At 67.9% G+C, this 19,106-nt stretch carries 21 protein-coding genes and 1 tRNA gene; 20 read left to right on the plus strand and 2 right to left on the minus strand.

The features are described 5' to 3' along the window. The first annotated feature begins 265 nt into the window (after nt 1–265). From HY726_00230 to lpdA, 19 genes are all read left to right on the plus strand, one after another. Nucleotides 266–1,258: an ABC transporter permease gene (locus HY726_00230; protein ID MBI4607418.1), complete on the plus strand. Its 993-nt coding sequence runs from the start codon at nt 266–268 to the stop codon at nt 1,256–1,258. Between the two features lie 5 nt (nt 1,259–1,263). Further along, nucleotides 1,264–2,181 (plus strand): ABC transporter permease, encoded by a 918-nt coding sequence (locus tag HY726_00235; GenBank protein ID MBI4607419.1) that lies wholly within the window; start codon nt 1,264–1,266, stop codon nt 2,179–2,181. A gap of 40 nt (nt 2,182–2,221) precedes the next feature. Then, nucleotides 2,222–2,306 (plus strand) — tRNA-Leu (locus HY726_00240). Between the two features lie 242 nt (nt 2,307–2,548). Continuing rightward, the gene (gene lipA / locus HY726_00245) at nt 2,549–3,472 is read left to right on the plus strand and encodes a lipoyl synthase (protein MBI4607420.1); all 924 of its coding nucleotides are present in this window, start codon (nt 2,549–2,551) and stop codon (nt 3,470–3,472) included. Beyond that, the gene (gene ndhC, locus HY726_00250; GenBank protein MBI4607421.1) at nt 3,451–3,801 is read left to right on the plus strand and encodes an NADH-quinone oxidoreductase subunit A; all 351 of its coding nucleotides are present in this window, start codon (nt 3,451–3,453) and stop codon (nt 3,799–3,801) included. The genes lipA and ndhC overlap by 22 nt, the downstream gene beginning before the upstream one ends. Continuing rightward, nucleotides 3,792–4,250, plus strand: coding sequence for an NADH-quinone oxidoreductase subunit NuoB (gene nuoB / locus HY726_00255; GenBank protein MBI4607422.1), 459 nt, complete (start codon nt 3,792–3,794; stop codon nt 4,248–4,250). The genes ndhC and nuoB overlap by 10 nt, the downstream gene beginning before the upstream one ends. A gap of 24 nt (nt 4,251–4,274) precedes the next feature. After that, nucleotides 4,275–4,772: an NADH-quinone oxidoreductase subunit C gene (locus HY726_00260; GenBank protein MBI4607423.1), complete on the plus strand. Its 498-nt coding sequence runs from the start codon at nt 4,275–4,277 to the stop codon at nt 4,770–4,772. Then, complete coding sequence (locus HY726_00265) at nt 4,772–6,145, plus strand: NADH-quinone oxidoreductase subunit D (protein ID MBI4607424.1); 1,374 nt, start codon at nt 4,772–4,774, stop codon at nt 6,143–6,145. The genes HY726_00260 and HY726_00265 overlap by 1 nt, the downstream gene beginning before the upstream one ends. A 45-nt stretch (nt 6,146–6,190) precedes the next feature. Next, nucleotides 6,191–6,679, plus strand: a complete 489-nt coding sequence (nuoE, locus tag HY726_00270; GenBank protein ID MBI4607425.1) for an NADH-quinone oxidoreductase subunit NuoE — start codon at nt 6,191–6,193, stop codon at nt 6,677–6,679. A gap of 126 nt (nt 6,680–6,805) precedes the next feature. Further along, nucleotides 6,806–8,077, plus strand: coding sequence for an NADH-quinone oxidoreductase subunit NuoF (gene nuoF / locus HY726_00275; protein ID MBI4607426.1), 1,272 nt, complete (start codon nt 6,806–6,808; stop codon nt 8,075–8,077). A gap of 9 nt (nt 8,078–8,086) precedes the next feature. Beyond that, nucleotides 8,087–9,688, plus strand: coding sequence for a molybdopterin-dependent oxidoreductase (locus tag HY726_00280; GenBank protein ID MBI4607427.1), 1,602 nt, complete (start codon nt 8,087–8,089; stop codon nt 9,686–9,688). A gap of 2 nt (nt 9,689–9,690) precedes the next feature. Further along, nucleotides 9,691–10,785 (plus strand): NADH-quinone oxidoreductase subunit H, encoded by a 1,095-nt coding sequence (locus HY726_00285; protein MBI4607428.1) that lies wholly within the window; start codon nt 9,691–9,693, stop codon nt 10,783–10,785. A gap of 5 nt (nt 10,786–10,790) precedes the next feature. Next, nucleotides 10,791–11,348 (plus strand): NADH-quinone oxidoreductase subunit I, encoded by a 558-nt coding sequence (locus tag HY726_00290; protein MBI4607429.1) that lies wholly within the window; start codon nt 10,791–10,793, stop codon nt 11,346–11,348. Between the two features lie 295 nt (nt 11,349–11,643). Beyond that, a complete protein-coding gene (locus tag HY726_00295) occupies nt 11,644–12,138 on the plus strand; it encodes an NADH-quinone oxidoreductase subunit J (protein MBI4607430.1) in 495 nt (164 codons plus the stop codon). A 4-nt stretch (nt 12,139–12,142) separates the two neighbouring features. After that, the gene (gene nuoK / locus HY726_00300; GenBank protein ID MBI4607431.1) at nt 12,143–12,445 is read left to right on the plus strand and encodes an NADH-quinone oxidoreductase subunit NuoK; all 303 of its coding nucleotides are present in this window, start codon (nt 12,143–12,145) and stop codon (nt 12,443–12,445) included. Between the two features lie 12 nt (nt 12,446–12,457). After that, entirely contained in the window at nt 12,458–13,453 is a 996-nt protein-coding gene (pdhA, locus tag HY726_00305) for a pyruvate dehydrogenase (acetyl-transferring) E1 component subunit alpha (protein ID MBI4607432.1), read from the plus strand. Nucleotides 13,454–13,626: 173 nt separating this feature from the next. Next, the gene (locus HY726_00310) at nt 13,627–14,607 is read left to right on the plus strand and encodes a pyruvate dehydrogenase complex E1 component subunit beta (GenBank protein MBI4607433.1); all 981 of its coding nucleotides are present in this window, start codon (nt 13,627–13,629) and stop codon (nt 14,605–14,607) included. A gap of 254 nt (nt 14,608–14,861) precedes the next feature. Next, nucleotides 14,862–16,148 (plus strand): 2-oxo acid dehydrogenase subunit E2, encoded by a 1,287-nt coding sequence (locus HY726_00315; GenBank protein ID MBI4607434.1) that lies wholly within the window; start codon nt 14,862–14,864, stop codon nt 16,146–16,148. Between the two features lie 113 nt (nt 16,149–16,261). After that, nucleotides 16,262–17,656: a dihydrolipoyl dehydrogenase gene (gene lpdA / locus HY726_00320; GenBank protein ID MBI4607435.1), complete on the plus strand. Its 1,395-nt coding sequence runs from the start codon at nt 16,262–16,264 to the stop codon at nt 17,654–17,656. 149 nt (nt 17,657–17,805) lie between these two features. Here the strand turns inward: lpdA and HY726_00325 are convergent, their stop codons facing one another. Both HY726_00325 and HY726_00330 read right to left on the minus strand, forming a co-directional pair. Beyond that, nucleotides 17,806–18,114 carry a YtxH domain-containing protein gene (locus HY726_00325; protein ID MBI4607436.1) on the minus strand — a complete coding sequence of 103 codons (309 nt, stop codon included), beginning with the start codon at nt 18,112–18,114 and terminating at the stop codon, nt 17,806–17,808. A gap of 15 nt (nt 18,115–18,129) precedes the next feature. Next, the gene (locus tag HY726_00330) at nt 18,130–18,516 is read right to left on the minus strand and encodes a DUF948 domain-containing protein (GenBank protein MBI4607437.1); all 387 of its coding nucleotides are present in this window, start codon (nt 18,514–18,516) and stop codon (nt 18,130–18,132) included. A gap of 128 nt (nt 18,517–18,644) precedes the next feature. On the opposite strand from HY726_00330, the gene HY726_00335 reads away from it, so the two are divergent. Further along, the coding region (locus tag HY726_00335) for a methylmalonyl-CoA carboxyltransferase (GenBank protein MBI4607438.1) at nt 18,645–19,106 on the plus strand (462 nt) is incomplete at its 3' end.

The raw sequence follows: 19,106 nt of genomic DNA on the forward strand, positions 1-19,106 counted from the left end.
CCCAGCGAGCTCCGTGAACTCCCACGTCACAGGGTTGGGGATAGTAGTCATGTCATTCCCGGGTCCGAGATAGTATAAGGTTCGGAAGGGGCGGGTACCCGCGCCACACCCGTGCGCCAGCGCGGGGGGTCGGCGTGGGTGCGCCCCCCTCCGAGGGGCAGGAGTGTGTCGGAATAACGCCCTTCGAGCGCGGGCTTGGCCCGCGCAAGCGAATCCTGGGGGAGGTTTCGGAGGGGGCCGTCGAGGCCCCCTCCGATTGCCCTAGATGGTCCTGTACGCGCTCCGCCGGCTCCTGCTGGCCGTTCCCCTCCTGGTCGGTATCACCTTCGTCTCTTTCCTGGTGATCCACCTGGCTCCCGGCGATCCGGTCGAGCTGGAGACCGGCGACCTCAGCGTCAAGGGCTCGGCCCAGGCCGTGCAGGCGCTCCGCGAAGTCTACGGGCTCGACAAGCCCCTGTACCTCCAGTACTGGCTCTGGGTGACCCGCCTCGCACGGCTGGACTTCGGCCGGTCGTTCGCGCCTGACGGCAAGCCGGTCCTCCAGAAGATCGCCGAGCGCCTGCCCATCACGCTCTTCCTGAACACCATCGAGATGCTCCTGATCCTGATCGTGGCGGTGCCGATCGGGGTCCTTTCGGCCACCCGCCAGTACTCGCTCTTCGACAAGGTCACCACGATCTTCGTCTTCGTGGGTTTTGCCACGCCGGATTTCTGGCTCGCCTTGCTCCTGATGATCCTCTTCGGCGTCCAGCTCGGCTGGCTCCCGGTCTCGGGCCTCCGCTCGCTGAACTGGGAGTACCTGCCCTACTGGCGCCAGCAGTGGGACTTCGTCTCCCATCTCCTCCTGCCGATCCTGGTGGCGACCTTCGGCGGGCTCGCCGGCTTCTCGCGCTACATGCGGCAGAGCATGCTCGAGGTGGTCCGGCAGGAGTACGTGCAGACGGCCCGGGCGAAGGGGCTCTCGGAGCAGGCGGTCATCGGCAAGCACGCCCTCCGGAACGCCCTCCTCCCGGTCGTCACCATTCTGGGCCTCTCGCTCCCCGGCCTCATCGGCGGGAGCGTGATCGTGGAGTCGGTCTTCGCGATCCCCGGGATGGGGCAGCTCATGGTCCAGGCCGTGTTCATGCGCGACTACCCGGTGATCATGGGCAACCTGGTCATCGTGGCCACCCTCACGCTCGTGGCCAACTTGGTGGCGGACATCTCGTACGGCCTCGTGGATCCGCGCATCCGCGTGGGCCGCCGCGGCGCGAGGTGAGGGCGGTGGCTGCACGCGCCCGCGGCGAGATCGGGCTCTTCTGGCGGACGTTCGTGAAGAACCGTCTGGCCGTCACGGGCGGGGTCATCGTGGTCTGCCTGATCCTGATCGCCGGGTGCGCCCCCTGGCTGGCGCAGTCGGACCCGTACCGCCCCGACGTGAAGAAGATCCTGGATCCGCCCACGTGGAGCCACTGGCTCGGCACGGATCAGATCGGGCGCGACGTGTTCGCGCGCATCGTCTACGGCGCGCGCGTGTCCCTGGCGGTGGGGTTCGTCTCCGTGGGGATCGCGACCGCAATCGGGCTGCTGCTGGGGTCGGTGGGCGGGTACGCCGGCGGGATGATCGACGCGGCGGTCATGCGCCTGGTGGACCTCATGCTGGTCTTCCCGCGGTTCTTCCTCCTCCTGGCCGTGCTCGCCTTCCTCCAGCCCTCCATCTGGACCATCATGGCGGTGATCGGGCTCACGGGCTGGATGGGCGTCGCCCGGCTCGTGCGCGCGGAGTTCCTCTCGCTCAAGGAGCGTGAGTTCGTGCTCTGGTCCCAGGCCGTCGGCGCCAGCGGCTTTCGAATCATCTGGCGCCACATCCTTCCCAACGCGATGGCGCCGGTGCTGGTGGCGATGACGCTCGGCATTCCCGCGGCGATCCTAACGGAGTCGGGGCTCTCGTTCCTCGGGCTGGGGGTGCAGCCTCCCTCGCCCACCTGGGGGAACATCCTCAACGACGGCAAGGACTCGATCGAGATCGCCTGGTGGCTCTCCCTCTACCCGGGACTGGCGATCCTGATCACGGTCCTGTCCTACAACCTGCTCGGCGAGGGGATTCGGGACGCCCTGGACCCCCGGCTCCGTGCGGTTGTCGGTCGGGTTGACCGCCCAACGAAGCGCAGGGCGGTGCTGCGATTCATCGTTGGTCATTGACACTCCGCGCGCCGCGGTGGCATACTCACTTTCCGCCGGCGCCGAAGTGGCGGAATTGGCAGACGCGCACGTTTGAGGGGCGTGTGGGGCAACCCGTGGGGGTTCGAGTCCCCCCTTCGGCACCACTCCTTCGTCGCTCCCCAGCCTGGATCTGGAACTTCCTCCGGGCCTGCCTGCCGGATCGTACCAGTGGCTTACGGTCTTGTTCTCCGAAGACCTGCGCCGGACCAGCGCGGTGGCCGTCGCCCCGTTCACGCTGACCGCGGGCGACGGCGGCGGATGAGGCGATCCTTCGACGGGTAGCCTTGGCGCCTCCTGAAAGCTGTGGCATAATGGGCGCGCCGAGGCGAATGGGCGCGGTTGATTTATGGGCGTGTCGCTACCCCTTCTTGAGTCTCCGTCTCCCCGCGATGTTCGGAAGCCCGCGTGGCTGAAGGTGCGAGCTCCCGGGGGCCCGAACTACCTGCGCCTCAAGGCGCTCATGCGGGAGTGGAACCTCCACAGCGTCTGCGAGGAGGCGCACTGCCCGAACATCGGGGAGTGCTGGGAGGATCTGACCGCGACGTTCATGGTCCTCGGCGATGTCTGTACCCGGAACTGCGGCTACTGTGCGGTGACGCACGGGACGCCGACCTGGGAGGATCGCGAGGAACCCGAGCGCGTGGCGCGCGCGGTTCGCACGCTGGGGCTCGAGCACGTGGTGGTCACCTCGGTGAACCGGGACGACCTGGCCGACGGTGGCGCCGCGGTGTTCGCCGCCACAATCCGCGCAATCCGACGCGAGGCGCCAGGCTGCCAGGTCGAAGTGCTGATCCCCGATTTCCAGGGCTCGGCCGAGGCCCTGGCGAAGGTCCTGGATGCGCGCCCTGACATCCTGAACCACAATACCGAGACGGTCCCGCGTCTCTACAAGCTGGCGCGTCACGGGGGCCGATACGAGCGAACCCTGGATTTGTTCCGACGCGCCCGGGCTGCCGTCGCGGACCTGCTCACCAAGTCCGGGCTCATCCTGGGGCTGGGCGAGAGCCGCCAGGAGCTGCTTGCCACTATGCAGGACCTCCGCGCGGTCGACGTGAACATCCTCACGCTGGGCCAGTACCTCCGCCCCTCGCCCCGTCACCTGCCGGTCGCCCGCTTCTACCCCCCCGAGGAGTTCGCCGAGCTGGCGGCTCTGGGGCGGGCGATGGGTTTTGCCCACGTGGAGGCAGGCCCGCTGGTGCGGAGCTCTTACCACGCCAAGCGCCAGGTCCAGGGGATCGCGGCAGCGCGATGGAACACGTCCCGCTCCTGATGGTCTTCGGCATCGCCGCGGTGGTCGCGGGAGCGATGCTGTGGATCCCGTTGTTGATCGCGCCCCGGCGCCCCAGTCCGGTCAAGCTCGAGCCCTTCGAGTGCGGCAAGGATCCCGTCGCGCTCCCCGAAGGGCGATTCGCCATCAAGTTCGCGACGGTGGCCATCTTCTTCATCATCTTCGACATCGAGCTGATGTTCGTGTTCCCGTGGACCGTGCTCGCGCGGGAGCTCGGGTGGTTCGGTCTCGCGGCGATCCTCGTCTACCTCGGCATCCTGATGCTCGGCTTCCTGTATATCTGGCAAAAGGGAGGCCTCGAATGGGACTAGGGAGCTTCTTCACCTCCAAGCTCGATGAGGCGATCGGCTGGGCGCGGAAGTACTCCATCTTCCAGTACCCGTTCGTCACCGCGTGCTGCGGCATGGAGTACATGGCCACGGCCTGTTCCCATTACGATGTGGATCGCTTCGGCGCAGGTCTCCCACGGTTCTCGCCCCGGCAGGCCGACGTGCTGTTCGTCGTGGGGACCATCAGCCACAAGATGGCGCCCGTGCTGAAGCGAGTCTACGACCAGATGACCGAGCCCAAGTGGGTGGTGGCGTTTGGCGTCTGCACATGCACGGGCGGCTTTTATGACAACTACGCGACCGTCATGGGGATCGACACCATCATCCCGGTCGACGTCTACATCCCCGGCTGTCCGCCTCGGCCCGAGAGCGTGCTCGACGGGCTCATGAAGCTCCAGGAGAAGATCGCCGCCGGGGCTCAACGGTACTGAGCCTGTCTCCCACCCGCTGACTGCATGGACGGACAGGCGATTCTTGCTCGGCTCGTAGAGTGCTTCCCCGGCCGGATCCTCGAGACCCACGCCTTCAGGGGCGATCACACGGCGGTGGTGGACCTGTCGGCCATCGCCGAGGTCCTGCGCTTCTGCCGGGACGACCCGGCGCTCGGCTTCGAGGTCCTGATGGACCTGACGGCGGTGGACTACCTGAAGTACCCCGGGCGTGAGGACGGGCCCCGCTTCGAAGTCGTCTACCACCTCTACTCGCTCACCCACAACCACCGACTCCGGCTGAAGGTGCGGGTGGAGGAGGAAGACGCCGTAGTCTCCACGGCCGTTCCCCTGTGGCCGGTCGCCGACTGGTTCGAGAGGGAGGTGTGGGACATGTTCGGGATCCGCTTCGCGGGTCACCCGGACCTCCGCCGCCTCCTGATGTACGAAGAGTTCCAGGGCCACCCGCTCCGGAAGGACTACCCCGTGAACAAGCGCCAGCCCCTCATCGGGCCCAAGGTCTGATGGCCGAACGCACGACGCGCGAGATTTTCCTGGGCGAGGGGAGTGGCACCGGCTCGGGCTCCCAGCACCTCTACGTGAACGTGGGTCCCCAGCACCCGGCCATGCACGGCATCATCCGCATCATGGCCGAACTCGACGGCGAGACCGTGGTCAAGGCCGATGTGGAGATCGGCTACCTGCACCGGGCCTTCGAGAAGGAGTGCGAGGAGGGCCCGTACAACAACGCCATCCCGTACACGGACCGGCTCAACTACGTCTCCCCGCTGATCAACAACTTCGGCTACGCCTCCTGTGTCGAGAAGCTCCTGGGGATCGACATCACCGAGCGCTGCAAGTACATCCGCACCATCATGAGCGAGATCTCCCGGATCTGCGACCACCTGACGTGCGTCGGCGCCAGCGCCATGGAGCTTGGGGCCTTCACCGTGTTCCTCTATATGATCAAGGCCCGGGAGTTCCTCTGGGAGCTGGTGGAGGACGTGACCGGGGCGCGCCTGACGATCTCGTACGCCCGCGTTGGAGGGGTCAAGGCCGATCTGCCCGAGGGCTTCGCGCTCAAGGTGCGGAAGGCCTTCAAGGAGACGCGTCAGGTGCTCGAGGAGGTCCACAAACTCCTGACCGGCAACCGGATCTTCATCGACCGGATGGTCGGGGTCGGGGTGCTGTCCCGCGAAGAGACGATCGCCTACAGCATCACGGGGCCGCTCCTTCGAGCGACCGGCGTCGCCTACGATGTGCGCCGGGCCCAGCCCTATTACGCTTACGACCGCGTCGAGTTCGAAATCCCCACGGGGCAGAGCGGGGACAACTACGACCGCTACCTGGTGCGCATGGCCGAGATGGAGCAGTCCATGCGGATCGTGGAGCAAGCTCTCGACCAGCTCCCGGGCGGGCCCATCAACGTGGATTTCGCCGGCAAGCCGATCGACCCCGCGCTCTACGTGGACCGTGGCAAGCTCGGCAAGACCGAAGGGCTGCTCCTGCTGCCGATCACGCTGTCGCCCAACCTCCAGGGGCTGGAGAAGCCGGCCCACCGGGAGGTCAACGTGGCCGACAAGCGCGTGGTCCTCCCTCCCAAGGAAGAGACCTACGGCTCCATCGAAGGGCTCATGAACCACTTCATGCTGGTCATGGACGGCTACGGGATCCGCCCGCCGCAGGGGGACGCGTACTTCCCGGTGGAGGGGGCCAACGGCGAGCTGGGGTTCTACGTCGTGTCCGACGGGAGCGATCGCCCGTACCGGGTGCGATGCCGGCCGCCGTGCTTTCCGCCGCTGGCCGCGCTCCACCGGATGATCGAAGGTGGGATGGTGGCCGACGTCGTCCCGACCTTCGGCTCGGTCAACATGATCGGCGGGGAGCTCGACCGGTGAAACACAAGGAACTGGACCGGTGAGGCCTGTCGAGGAGCCTGATCAGTGAGCCTGGCGGCCGCCAGGGTCGAGTTCACCCCGGCCGAGCTCGCCGAGGTCCGGCGGCTCCAGACCCTCTACCCGGACAAGCGGGCCGCGCTTCTGCCGGTGCTCTGTCTCGCGCAGGAGGCCTTCGGCTACATCTCCCTGGAGGTCGAGGAGTACGTCGCGAGCCTGTTCGGACTCGCGCCGGCCCACGTCCACGAAGTCGTGACCTTCTACACGCTCTTCTTCACCACGCCGAAGGGCCGGCACGTCATCTCGGTCTGTCACAACCTGACGTGCCACCTCCTGGGTGCCCCGAGACTGCTGGCCCACCTCAAGGAGAAGCTCGGGGTGGACGTGGGCGAGACCACGGACGACGGCCGGGTGACGCTCCTGGCGGTCGAGTGCCTCTGCGCCTGCGAGATGGCTCCCATGATGCAGGTGGACGACCGCTACGAGGGGAACCTGACCGCAGAGAAGATCGACCGGATCCTGGAAGGACTGAGCTAATACTGTTCAGCTTATGTGTATGCAGCGATTGCGCTGGCCGTAGTATACGGAGGTCCCCAGCAGTAGAACAGTGGATTGGGTGGAGTGCTCGGAGAGATGCAATGGAACGCGTGAGGTGGGAGCCGGATGGCTGAGCTGATCCTGACCCGGAACTTCCACCTTGCCGAGTCGCACACGCTCCGGGTCTACCGGGAGACGGGCGGGTACGAGGCGGTGCGGAAGGCGTTTGGCATGGCCCCGGCCGACGTCGTCGCCGAGGTCAGGCGCTCCAACCTCCGGGGCCTCGGGGGTGCGGGGTTCCCGACCGGGGTGAAGTGGGGGTTCATCCCCAAGGAGAGCACGAAGCCGCGGTACCTGGTGATCAACGGCGACGAGGGGGAGCCCGGCACCTTCAAGGACCGTTACCTCCTCGAGCGGGACCCCCACGCGCTCATCGAGGGGATGATCATTTCGGCCTACGCGATCGGCTCGCACACGGCCTTCGTGTACATCCGCGGCGAGTACGTCCGGCCCTGGGAGATCTTCTCGCGAGCCGTGGAGGAGGCCTGCGCTGCGGGATTCCTCGGCAAGAACATCCTGGGGTCCGGGTTCGACCTCGACATCATCGTTCACCGGGGGGCCGGGGCCTATATCTGCGGCGAGGAGACGGGGCTCATCTCCTCGCTGGAGGGGAACAAGGGCTGGCCCAAGCTCAAGCCGCCGTTTCCCGCCGTGCGTGGCGCCTTCGGCTGCCCGACCATCGTGAACAACGTCGAGACCATCTGCCATGTGCCGCCCATCATCAACCGCGGTGCCGAGTGGTTCGCCGGGCTCGGGACCAAGAGCCAGGGGGGGACCCGCATGTACTCGGTCTCGGGTCACGTCGTGCGTCCCGGCGTCTACGAGCTGCCCGTTTCCGCCACGGTGCGACAGCTGATATACGAACACGCCGGCGGTCTCCCGAACGGGCGACGGCTCAAGGCGGTGGTGCCGGGCGGGTCGTCATCAGCGATCCTGACCGCCGACGAGATCGACGTCACCATGGATGTGGACGGGCTCCAGCGCGCGGGGTCGATGATCGGGTCCGCCGGCGTGATCGTGATGGATGAGACGGTCTCGATCCCCGAGGCGCTGATGGTTATCGCCCGCTTCTACGCCCACGAGTCCTGCGGCCAGTGCACGCCCTGCCGCGAGTCCACCGGCTGGATCTACAAGACGGCGAGGCGGATCGTGGAAGGGAAGGGCCGCAAGGAAGACCTGGACACGATCCTGGACGTCGCCCGGCGCGGCGCGGGTACCACGATCTGTGCCTTCTACGACGGCGCGGTGGGGCCTTACATCAGCTACGTCGAGAAATTCCGGGCCGAGTTCGAGGCGCTGATCGGTGAGGGCCAGCCGTCGCTCGTGGTCGCCCACTGAGGTCCGGCGATGGCCAGGCTGACCATCGACGGCAAGGAGATCGAGGTCCCCGCCGGCACCGTGCTCATCGAGGCGGCCCGGCGCCTCGGGATCGAGATCCCCCACTACTGCTACCATCCGGGTCTCTCCATCGCGGGGCAGTGCCGGCTCTGCATGGTGGAAATCGAGAAGAACCCCCGCCTCCAGATCTCGTGCAACACCGTCGCCACGGACGGGATGGTGGTCCAGACAGGCTCCCCGAAAGTGCTGGAGACCCGCAAGTCCATCATGGAGTTCCATCTGATCAATCACCCGCTCGACTGCCCCGTGTGCGATCAGGCGGGCGAGTGCTGGCTCCAGATCTACTACATGCAGCACGGCCTCTACGAGCCGCGGATGATGGACGAGAAGGTGCACAAGCCCAAGGCGGTCCCGCTCGGGCCGCACGTGATGCTGGACGCGGAGCGCTGCATCCTCTGCTCCCGCTGCGTCCGCTTCTGCGACGAGGTGACCGGGACCAGCGAGCTGGGAATCTTCAACCGGGGCGATCGCTCGGAGATCGGCCTCTTTCCCGGCCGGGAGCTGGCGAACCCGTACTCCGGCAACGTCATCGACATCTGCCCGGTCGGGGCGCTCACCGACCGGGATTTCCGGTTCGCGGTGCGGGTCTGGTACCTGGACCGCGCCAAGTCCGTCTGTCCGGGCTGCGCGCGCGGCTGCAACATCGAGATCCACTACAACGTGCGGCGCCCCCATCACAACGCGGGTCGCCGCGTCGCCCGGCTCAAGCCGCGGGAGAACCCCGAGGTCAACAAGTGGTGGATCTGCGACTTCGGTCGCTACGGCTTCGGCTTCATCGACGACCCGAGCCGGCTTCTCGCGCCGGCCCGGCGGGAGGGGCCGAAGGCAGAGGAGGTCTCCTGGGAGGACGCCGTCCAGCTCCTGGCCGGCCGCCTCCGGCAGTACGCGCCGGAAGAGATCGGGGTCCTTGCCTCTCCCCAGATGGCGAACGAGGATCTCTTCCTCCTCAAGCGCCTGGCGGGCCATCTCGGGATCCGCAGCCTGGACTTCGGCGTCCCGCCGCGCGATCCCGGCTTTGAGGACCACCTCCTGATCAGGGCCGACAAGAACCCGAACTCGAAGGGCGCCGAGCTGATCGGGCTCCTGCCGCGGGACGGCGGCCCGGATGCCCGCGGCATGCTCCAGGCCGCGCGCGCCCGGCGGCTCAAGTGCCTCTGGGTGTTCCACCACGACCTGACCCGGAGCGCCTGGGGCGAGGCGGAGGTGCTGGAGGCTCTCCTCGCCCTGGGCTGCCTGATCTTCCAGGGCTCGAACGCGAACGGGGTGAGCGCCCACGCGCACCTCGTACTTCCGAGCGCCACGTACGCCGAGCGCGAGGGGACGTTCACGAACTTTCAGGGGCGCGTCCAGCGCTTCAGGAAAGCGGTCGAGCCGTTGGGGGAGTCGCGGCCGGACTGGGAGATCCTGGCTCGGGTCGGGGAAGCCGTCGGCCTGGACCTGCGTCCCACCCGGGCCGAGGACCTCTTCCGCGAGCTCGCGCGCACGCTCCCGGCGTTCTCGGGCCTCAGCTACCGGTCGCTCGGCGACCTGGGCCAGAAAGTACAGGAGTAGGGATGAGCGCGGTACTCACCGAGCTCGGGATCGCCTTCGGGCGGGTGGCCTTCGTCATGTTCTTCGTGCTGAACATGGGCGGGCTCCTGACCTGGGTCGAGCGCAAGCAGTCGGCGATCATGCAGGACCGGATCGGGGCCAACCGGGCCTCGATCTTCGGGCTCCGCCTCTGGGGCCTCTTTCACCCGTTGGCCGACGCGATCAAGATGCTCACCAAGGAGGACTTCCTTCCGGCCCGGGCCGACCGGGTCCTGTTTACGCTGGCCCCGTTTGTCTCGGTCTTTTTTGCCCTGGCAGCCTTCGCCACGATCCCGTTCGGCGACGTCCTCCGGATCGGTGATCGCGAGATCCCCCTTCAGGCCGTCACCCTCAACGTTGGGGTGCTCTATGTCTTCGCCATGCTCTCGCTCGGGGTGTACGGGGTGATGATGGCCGGATGGGCCTCGGCGAACAACTATGCTCTCCTGGGCGGCCAGCGCGCGGCGGCGCTTATGATCTCGGCGGAAGTCGCCATCGGTGCCTCGATCATGGGGGTCATCATGGTCTACGGCTCGCTCAACATGCAGGAGATCGTGCGGGGGCAGGGGTGGCTCCTCCTCGGGTGGATTCCGGCCTGGGGGATCGTCCTCCAGCCGGTCGCCTTCGTGCTGTTCCTCACGGCCGGCATCGCCGCCACGAAGCGGATCCCGTTCGACCTGCCGGAGGGCGAGTCCGAGATCATCGGCTACTTCGTCGAGTACAGCGGGATGAAGTTCGGCATGTTCATGATGGCCGACTTCGTGGAGACCGTGGTGATCGCCGGCATGGCCACGGCGCTCTTCCTCGGCGGCTGGCAGGTGCCGTACCTCGTGGCCGACGGGATTCACTTTCCGTGGGGGACCGTGATCCCGCTCTCCCACCTGGCCGTGGTCCTCCTCCAGGTCGGGGCGTTCGTCCTGAAGGTATCGGTCATGTGCTGGTTCCTCATGCTGATCCGCTGGACCCTCCCGCGCTTTCGGTACGACCAGGCCATGCGGCTGGGCTGGCTGGGCCTTTTCCCGCTCTCGATCCTGAACCTGGTGGCGACGGGGCTGGTCCTGGTGGCGCTCCGCGGGTGACCGTCATGAGATCGAGACGACTCTCGATGCATCAGCGCTTCTACCTCGTAGAGGTTCTGGTCGGGTTGGGCGTCACTGCGGCCCACTTCTTCGCCAACCTGGCGCGCCACACGGCGCGCTATGTCTTCGGGCGGCGGGATGTCCACGGCGCGGTCACGATTCAGTATCCCGAGGAGCGCCGGCCGTACTCGCCGCGGCTCCGGAGCCTGCACCGTCTGGTCCGCCGGGAGGACGGCTCCCCCCGCTGCGTGGCCTGCATGATGTGCGAGACGGTCTGCCCGGCCCACTGCATCTACATCGTGGCCGCGGAGCACCCGAACCCGGATGTCGAGAAGTACCCCGCGCGCTTCGATATCGACCTGGGCAAGTGCGTCTTCTGCGGCTACTGCGTCGAGGCCTGTCCGGAGGACGCGATCCGGATGGACACCGGGATTTTGGAGTTTTCGTCATACAGCCGGGCCGGCATGATCTACACGAAGGAGATACTGCTGGCGCTGGAGCCCGCGGGGCCGGATGGGGTCCCGCGGTCGCCGGTGCCGATCCCGGCCGACCGGCACCCGTAGCGCCATGCGGCTAACCGTCGCACGACGCAAAAGCCTCGATCAGGCCTGGTCCAGCGCGGGCTTTGCCCGCGCAATCAACTCGGGCCTCGCGCGGCAGGTGGCCTGCCTCTCGGCATGGCCGAACCTGCCACGCTCGAACAACTTCGGAGGGGGCCCGGGTACCCGCGCCGAAGGCGTGGGTGTCCCCCTCCGACGATCGAGCGCGGGCTTTACCCGCGCAATCTCCGGGGGGAGGTTCGGAAGGGGCGGGTACCCGCGCCCGTAGGGCGTGGGTGGCCCCCCTCCGAGGGCAGCCATGGAGCACTTCGCGTTCTTTACGATCGCGTTCGTGGCGGTCGCCTCGGCCCTGGGGCTGGTGCTGAGGCGGAACCCGATCCATGGCGCCCTCTTCCTGGTCGTGAACCTGGGGAGCGTGGCGGCAGTCTACCTGATGCTGGGCGCGGAGTTCCTGGCCGCCGCCCAGGTGATCATCTACGCCGGTGCCATCATGGTGCTGTTCGTCTTTGCTATCATGGTGCTGATCCCGAGGACGGAGGAGACGAGCCCGGACCCGCTCAGGCCGGCCCGGCTCGTAGCGGTTCCCCTGGGCGCTGTGCTGCTGCTCGAGATCGGGCTGATCTGGGAGTCCCCGCTCCTGTCGACTCCCGGTGCGACCCGCCCGCCGGGGGACATCGGGTCGGTGGGCCGGCTGCTCTTCACGACGTATCTCTTCCCCTTCGAGGTCACATCGGTGCTGCTCCTGGCCGCGCTGGTGGGCGTGCTGGCGCTCGCCAAGCGCAAGGCGCCCTAGCGCGATGGTTCCGGAGAGCTATTACGCCGGGCTCTCGGCGATCCTGTTCAGCATCGGGGTCGTGGGCGTCCTGGTGCGCCGGAACCCGCTCGTGATCTTCATGTCGATCGAGCTCATGCTCAACGCCGCCAACCTGGCGCTGGTGGCGTTTGGCCAACGCTTCGGGACCGTCGAGGCTCAGGCGCTCGTGTTCTTCGTGATGACGGTCGCCGCTGCCGAGGTCGCCGTGGGGCTGGCCATCATCGTGACGATCTTCCGGCTCCGGCATCGACTCTCCGTGGATGACCTGAGCCTGATGCGTTGGTAGGGAGGTGGGCACATGGCACAGGCAAAGACGGTCCTGAGCTCCAAGGTGGACGTGGAGCTGGCCCGCCGGCTCTACTTCCAGATGTTCCTCATCCGCCGCTTCGAGGAGAAAGCGGCGGAGATGTACGCGCTCGGGAAGATCGGCGGGTTCCTCCACCTCTATATCGGCGAGGAGGCCGTGGCCGTGGGGGCGACGTCCGTCCTGCGCTCCGACGATTACGCCGTCTCCTCCTACCGCGACCACGGGCACTGTCTGGCGAAGGGGTCGGACCCGCGGCGGATGATGGCCGAGCTGTTCGGCCGCCGGGATGGCCTCTCCAAGGGCAAGGGCGGCTCGATGCACCTCTTCGATAAGAGCGTCGGCTTCCTCGGCGGCCACGCGATCGTCGGCGCCCATCTGCCCCTGGCGGCGGGTGCGGCCTTTGCCGTCAAGTATCAGGGGGGCGACCAGGTCGTGCTCTGCTCCTTCGGCGATGGCGCGGTACCCCAGGGCGAGTTCCACGAATCGCTGAACCTTGCTTCCCTATGGAAGCTGCCCGTCATCTACCTCTGCGAGAACAACCGCTACGCGATGGGCACTGCCATCCACCGCGCGCTGGCGCAGACCGAGATCTGGCGGATTGCCGAGACCTACCGGATTCCGGGCGAGGTCGTGGACGGGATGGACGTGCTGGCCGTGCGCGACGTGGTCGGGCGGGCGGTGGCGCGCACCCGGACCGAGCACACGCCGACGCTGATCGAAGCCCGAACCTACCGCTTCCGCGGCCACTCGATGCGCGACCCCTCGGCGGCGATCTACCGGACGAAGGAGGAGGTCGAGCGGGAGAAGCAGCGGGACCCGATCGCGCTCTTCCGCGACCGCTGCCTGCGGGACGGGATCCTCACCGAGGCCGACCTGAGAGCGCTGGAGAAGGAGGTCAACGACACCGTGGACGACGCCGTGGCCTTCGCGGATGCTTCCCCGGAGCCGCCCGACGAGTGGCTCCTTGCCGACATCTACAAAGAGTGAAGGCCATGGCGATCAGCTTGGCACGACAGAAGAGCCTTGGCGGGCCGCGTTCGAGCGAGGGCTTTGCCCTCGCAATCCCGGGGGGAGGTTCGGAAGGGGGGCGCTAGCCCCCCTCCGAGGAAATCCCGGGGGGAAGTTCGGAAGGGGGGCGGAGCCCCCCTCGGAGGAATGCCATGGGGGTGATGACCTACCGGGAGGCGCTGAACCTGGCGCTCCGCGAGGAGATGCGGCGGGACCCGCGCGTCTTCATCCTGGGCGAGGAGGTGGGGGTCTACGAGGGGGCCTACAAGGTCACCCAGGGCCTCCTCCCGGAGTTCGGCGAGAAGCGGGTGATCGACACCCCGATCTGCGAGTCGGGGTTTACGGGAGTCGGCATCGGAGCGGCGATGCTGGGGCTCAGGCCCGTCGTCGAGATGATGACCTTCAACTTCGCCATCCTCGCTCTCGATCAGATCGTCAACACGGCGGCCAAGCTCTGCTACATGTCGGGGGGTCAGTACAACGTCCCGATCGTGATCCGTGGTCCCGGGGGCCCGGCGCATCAGCTCGCCGCCCAGCACTCCCAGTCCATGGAGAGCTACTTCTACCACGTGCCGGGTCTCAAGGTGGTCCGCCCCTCCACGCCGCGCGATGCGAAGGGGCTCCTCAAGAGCGCCATCCGGGACGACAACCCGGTGATCTTCATCGAGGCCGAGACGCTCTACGGGCTGAAGGGGGACGTGCCCGAGGACCCCGAGTTCACGATTCCCCTCGGCGTGGCGGAAGTGCGGCGCGAGGGCACCGACGTGACCGTGATCGCATACATGGGGATGATGTACCGGTCGCTCGAGGTGGCCGAGGAGCTCGAGCGGGACGGGATCTCGGTCGAGATCGTGGACCCGCGGACCCTGCGACCGATGGACATCGACACGATTATCGGGTCCGTCCGGAAGACCCACCGGGCGGTCGTGGTCGAGGCCGGGGCCGGCTTCGCCGGCATGGGGTCGGAGATCGTCGCGTTCATCACCGAGCACGCCTTCGACGATCTGGACGCGTCGGTGGAGCGGGTGACCGGCGCCAACGCGCCGATGCCGTACGCGCGGAACCTGGAGCAGCTCAAGACCCCGTCGAAAGAGAAGATCAAGGCCGCGATCCGCAAGGTTTGCTATGCGTAACACGCGCCGGGGTGCCCGTTCTCGCTTCAGACCTCCTCACCTCGACGGGCTCACCCACGCCTCCGGCGTGGGTACCCGGCTCGGACGCCTCCGCTGGCCCCCCCATCCCCCCGGAGGCGGGGGGCTAGTTCTCGCGCCCCAACTCGGTTGGGTCGCTCGGAGCGCTGCGGCGTCCTGCGCTTCGCCGCCCGCTACGGCTCGTCGGATTCGCTCGCCCGGGCATCCCCGGCGCGTCTTCCTGTGAGGAGGAGTAGATGGCGATCACCAAGGTCGTGATGCCGAAGCTCTCGGAGGCCATGGAGACCGGTCGGGTCATCAAGTGGCTGAAGAAGGAAGGTGACCCGGTGTCGGGCGGGGAGATCATCGCCGAGATCGAGACCGACAAAGCTGACATCGAGCTCGAGTCGTTCGGATCCGGGGTCCTCCGGAAGATCGTCGTTCCGGCGGGGGAGCGGGCACCCGTCGGGAGCCTGATTGCCGTGATCGCCGACGCGGCGGAAGACATCGCCTCCCTCCTGGCGGCGCCTCCCTCCCCTGCGCCGGCACCCACGACGGCACCGGCAACGCTGCCGGGTCCGCCGCCCGCTCCGGCTCCGCCTCGTGCTCCCGCCGTCGCGCCGGCCCCGGCGCCTCCGGTCCCCATGCCGGTGACCGCTGACGTGGCCGGTCGGGTCAAGGCCTCGCCCCTGGCGAAGAAGATCGCGGCTCAGTCGGGAGTGGACCTCCAGCTCGTCCAGGGGAGCGGTCCGGGCGGGCGAATCGTCCGCAGCGACGTCGAGGCGGCGTTGAGCTCTGCGCCGGCGGCCCGGCCGGCGCAAGCCGTCGCCGCCCCCGCCGCGGTCCCGAGCGCGCCCGGGGTCGAGTACCAGGACGTGCCGCTCTCCTCGATCCGGGCCGCCATCGCGCGGCGGATGGCGCAGGCCAAGGGACCGGTCCCGCACTTCTACCTGACCGCGGAAGTCGCCATGGACCGGGCCTGGGAGCTCCGGGAGGAGCTGAACGCGCTGGAGGGGCAGCCCAAGGTTTCGGTCACCGACATGATCGTCAAGGCTTGCGCGCTGGCGCTGCTGAAGCACCCGGGCGTGAACGCCTCCTTTCAGGGGGAAACCATCCGCGTTCATTACCGGGCGCACATCGGCATCGCGGTGGCCCTGGAGGAAGGGCTCATCACTCCGGTCTTGCGCGACTGCGATCGCAGGTCGCTCACCCAGATCGCCGTGGAGGGGCGCGATCTCGTCGAGCGCGCGCGGAACCGGCGGCTCAGGGCTCAGGAGCTGTCTGGCGCGACCTTCACGGTTTCCAACCTGGGCATGTTCGATGTGGACGAGTTCTCGGCCATCATCAACCCCCCGGAGGGGGCCATCCTGGCCGTCGGTGCCGTGGTGCAGAAGCCGGTGGTGGAGGGCGAGCGGCTCGGTGTCGGCCGCCGGATGCGCCTCACCCTGTCCTGCGATCATCGGGCGATGGACGGGGCCATGGGCGCGCGCTTCCTGCAGGACGTGAAGCGCCTCCTGGAAGAACCCCTGCGCCTGCTCGTCTAGAACACCCCTCACCCTGTCCCTCCGGTGCCCCTCACCTCTTCTCCTCTCCCCGCTGGGGAGAGGGAGGGTGAGAGGGGGGAGAGGAGTAAGGTGAGGGGGAAAGGGGAACACGCGTGGCAGCCCAGAAGGTGGACGTGGCGGTGGTCGGGACCGGGCCGGGCGGGTATGTGGCCGCGATCCGCTGTGCCCAGCTCGGCCTGTCGGTCGTCGCCGTGGAGGACGACCGGCCGGGAGGGGTCTGCCTCAACTGGGGGTGCATCCCGACCAAGGCGCTCCTCCGCAACGCCGAGGTCGTGGCGCTCTTCCACCGAGCGCGCGAGTTCGGGATCAAGCTCTCGGGCTTCGAGGCCGACTATGCGGAAGCCGTGAGGCGAAGCCGGAAGGTGGCCGACCGGCTCTCGAAGGGCGTCGAGTTTCTGTTCAAGAAGAACAAGGTCACGCTGATCCTGGGTCGTGGCACGCTCCGGAGTCCCACCGTCGTGGAGGTCTCGGGCCGCGACGGCACCCAGGCCGTGGAAACGCGCGCCGTGATCCTCGCCGTGGGCTCGGAGCCCAGGTCGCTGCCGGGAGTGCCGATCGACGAAGCGCGGGTCGTCTCCTCGAACGGCGCGGTGCGGAACGAGCACGCGCCCCAGTCTCTGATCATCGTCGGGGCCGGCGCCGTGGGCGTGGAGTTCGCCGACGTCTATGCCGCTTACGGCGTCCGGGTCACGCTCCTCGAGGCGCTGCCGGCCATCCTCCCGGTGGAAGACGAGGAGGTCTCGTCCCAGCTCACCCGCCTCCTCACGCGACGGGGGATCGAGGTCAAGACCGGGGCGAAGGTCCTCGCCGTGAAGCCTGGCAAGGCCGACGTGGTCGTGGAGGCGGAGGTCCAGGGCAAGGCCGAGCGTCTCGCCGCCGAGCAGGTCCTGATGGCGGTGGGTCGGGGCGCGCGGGTGAAAGGGCTCGGCCTCGAGGCCCTGGGGGTGGCCGTGGAGCGGGGATACGTCAGGGTCTCCCCGCGCATGGAAACGTCGACCAGGGGGCTCTACGCGATCGGTGACATGACGGGCCCGCCGCTGCTGGCCCACAAGGCCATGGCCGAGGGTGTCGTGGCGGCGGAGGCCATCGCCGGCAAGGACCCTCGGCCGCTGGACTACGCCAACATCCCGTCGTGCACGTACTGCCGCCCCCAGGTCGCGTCGATCGGGATGCCCGAGGCTCAGGCGAGGGCGCGGGGGAGCGAGGTGAGCGTGGGGCGCTTCCCGTTCCAGGCCAACGGCAAGGCGCTCGCCCAGGGCGAGGCCGAGGGATTCTTAAAGGTGGTGGCGGATAAGGCGACAGGAGAAATCCTGGGCGTTCACATCCTGGGTGCCGAGGCCACCGAGCTGATCCACGAGTTCGCCGTCGGGCGGACGCTGGAGGCGACGCTCGAGGAGATCATCCACACGATCCACGCCCACCCGACGCTGTCGGAGGCCGCCCTCGAGGCGACGCTGGACGCCCTGGGGCGCGCGGTTCACCTGTAAGCAGTCGGAGGGGGCCTCGACGGCCCCCTCCGAGGCCTCCCCCAGAGATTTACTCGGAGGGGGGCTTCGCCCCCCTTCCGAAGCCTCCCCCCCGGGTTGCGCGGGCCGGGTACCCGCGAAGCGGGTGCGCGCTCGAAGTCGCGCGGCGATCAGGGCTCGGCGTGGCCCTTCGACATCTCCTCCTTCATGGCCGCCCTGCCAGCCTCGAACGCCGAGATGAGCCGCTGGGTCTGCTCCTCGAACAAATCCCGGCTCTTGTCGAAGAGGTCTCCAGCCTTGACCTGCGCCTCGCTGGCGAACTCCCCCGCCCGCCGGGCGAACTCCTCGCTCTTCTCTTTCAGAATATCGCGGGTCTCCCTCCCGGTCCTGGGCGACAGGAGCAGGGCCGCTCCGGCGCCCACGATGGCACCCAGAAAGAACCACCCGAGGTACCCCGCCGCGTCTCCTCGCTCCGCCATCTGGGTCTCCCTCCTTCAGTGTCCCCGGTCCTTGCTCATGAGCTTGGTGATGAAGACGTCGAGTCCTTTCTTGACTCCGGCGGCGGCCCCGACGAACTGGCCTACCCGCGTCATGCCGCTCAGGAGCCCTGCCAGTTTGCCGATCCGCTGCGAGAGGTCGTCCACGCGCCCGGCCACGGCCCCCACCCGATCGAGCTCCTGGCTGGCGTGCCGGGAGAGGGCGCGGAGTTCGGTGACCAGCGCCCGGAGCTCGGCCGCCATCGGTCGGACCTCCTGCTCCATGAGGAGGAGCGCGCTCTCCGCCCTGAGCGCGACCCGCTTGAGGGCCAGGAGCATCGGGATCAGGGCCCCCGCCACGGCGACGACCGCGAGGGTAATGAGAAGGAGTGCCAGCGTCGTCACGGGAGGGCATTATCGCAGAGCGCCGCGGTCCAAGTCAAAAGCCCCTGGGTGAGCGTTCGTTGACTTTCCGTCACCGCTGTCCATATACTGGTCGCGCGTCCGCTGTTTGCCGTCACGGAGCGCCGCGAATGTCCCTCCAGGAACGCTTCCAGGAGCTTAGCCGCCGCAACCGAGAAGCCGAGCTGGCGGGCGGGCCGGAGCGCGTCGAGCGCCAGCACAAGGCCGGCAAGAAGACCGCGCGCGAGCGCATCGAGGGCCTCGTGGACAAGGGCTCCTTCGCCGAGGTGGACAAGTTCGTCGTCCACCAGTGCCAGGACTTCGGGATGGCAGACCAGAAGATTCCCGGCGACGGCGTGGTGACCGGCTCGGCGCGCGTGCACGGGCGCCCCGTGTTCGTCTTTGCCCAGGACTTCACCGTGTTCGGCGGCTCGCTCTCCGACGCCTACGCCCGGAAGATCTGCAAGACCATGGACCTCGCCGTCAAGGCCGGTGCGCCGAACATCTGGCACAACGACTCGGGAGGGGCGCGGATCAAGGAAGTTGAGGTCTCGCTGGCCGGCTATTCCGACATCTTCCTCCGGAACACCCTC

It is taken from the genome of Candidatus Rokuibacteriota bacterium, from assembly GCA_016209385.1.
Classification (GTDB): Bacteria; Methylomirabilota; Methylomirabilia; order Rokubacteriales; family CSP1-6; genus JACQWB01.

Excerpts from the sequence above, each read along its gene's own strand:
- HY726_00315 (MBI4607434.1), top strand. The coding sequence starts at position 14,862 with ATGGCGATCACCAAGGTCGTGATGCCGAAGCTCTCGGAGGCCATGGAG.
- HY726_00295 (MBI4607430.1), top strand. The coding sequence starts at position 11,644 with ATGGAGCACTTCGCGTTCTTTACGATCGCGTTCGTGGCGGTCGCCTCG.
- lipA (MBI4607420.1), top strand. The coding sequence starts at position 2,549 with ATGGGCGTGTCGCTACCCCTTCTTGAGTCTCCGTCTCCCCGCGATGTT.
- nuoB (MBI4607422.1), top strand. The coding sequence starts at position 3,792 with ATGGGACTAGGGAGCTTCTTCACCTCCAAGCTCGATGAGGCGATCGGC.
- HY726_00265 (MBI4607424.1), top strand. The coding sequence starts at position 4,772 with ATGGCCGAACGCACGACGCGCGAGATTTTCCTGGGCGAGGGGAGTGGC.
- pdhA (MBI4607432.1), top strand. The coding sequence starts at position 12,458 with ATGGCACAGGCAAAGACGGTCCTGAGCTCCAAGGTGGACGTGGAGCTG.
- nuoK (MBI4607431.1), top strand. The coding sequence starts at position 12,143 with ATGGTTCCGGAGAGCTATTACGCCGGGCTCTCGGCGATCCTGTTCAGC.
- HY726_00230 (MBI4607418.1), top strand. The coding sequence starts at position 266 with ATGGTCCTGTACGCGCTCCGCCGGCTCCTGCTGGCCGTTCCCCTCCTG.
- HY726_00310 (MBI4607433.1), top strand. The coding sequence starts at position 13,627 with ATGGGGGTGATGACCTACCGGGAGGCGCTGAACCTGGCGCTCCGCGAG.
- HY726_00280 (MBI4607427.1), top strand. The coding sequence starts at position 8,087 with ATGGCCAGGCTGACCATCGACGGCAAGGAGATCGAGGTCCCCGCCGGC.
- ndhC (MBI4607421.1), top strand. The coding sequence starts at position 3,451 with ATGGAACACGTCCCGCTCCTGATGGTCTTCGGCATCGCCGCGGTGGTC.
- HY726_00260 (MBI4607423.1), top strand. The coding sequence starts at position 4,275 with ATGGACGGACAGGCGATTCTTGCTCGGCTCGTAGAGTGCTTCCCCGGC.
- HY726_00290 (MBI4607429.1), top strand. The coding sequence starts at position 10,791 with ATGAGATCGAGACGACTCTCGATGCATCAGCGCTTCTACCTCGTAGAG.
- nuoF (MBI4607426.1), top strand. The coding sequence starts at position 6,806 with ATGGCTGAGCTGATCCTGACCCGGAACTTCCACCTTGCCGAGTCGCAC.
- HY726_00285 (MBI4607428.1), top strand. The coding sequence starts at position 9,691 with ATGAGCGCGGTACTCACCGAGCTCGGGATCGCCTTCGGGCGGGTGGCC.
- HY726_00325 (MBI4607436.1), bottom strand. The coding sequence starts at position 18,114 with ATGGCGGAGCGAGGAGACGCGGCGGGGTACCTCGGGTGGTTCTTTCTG.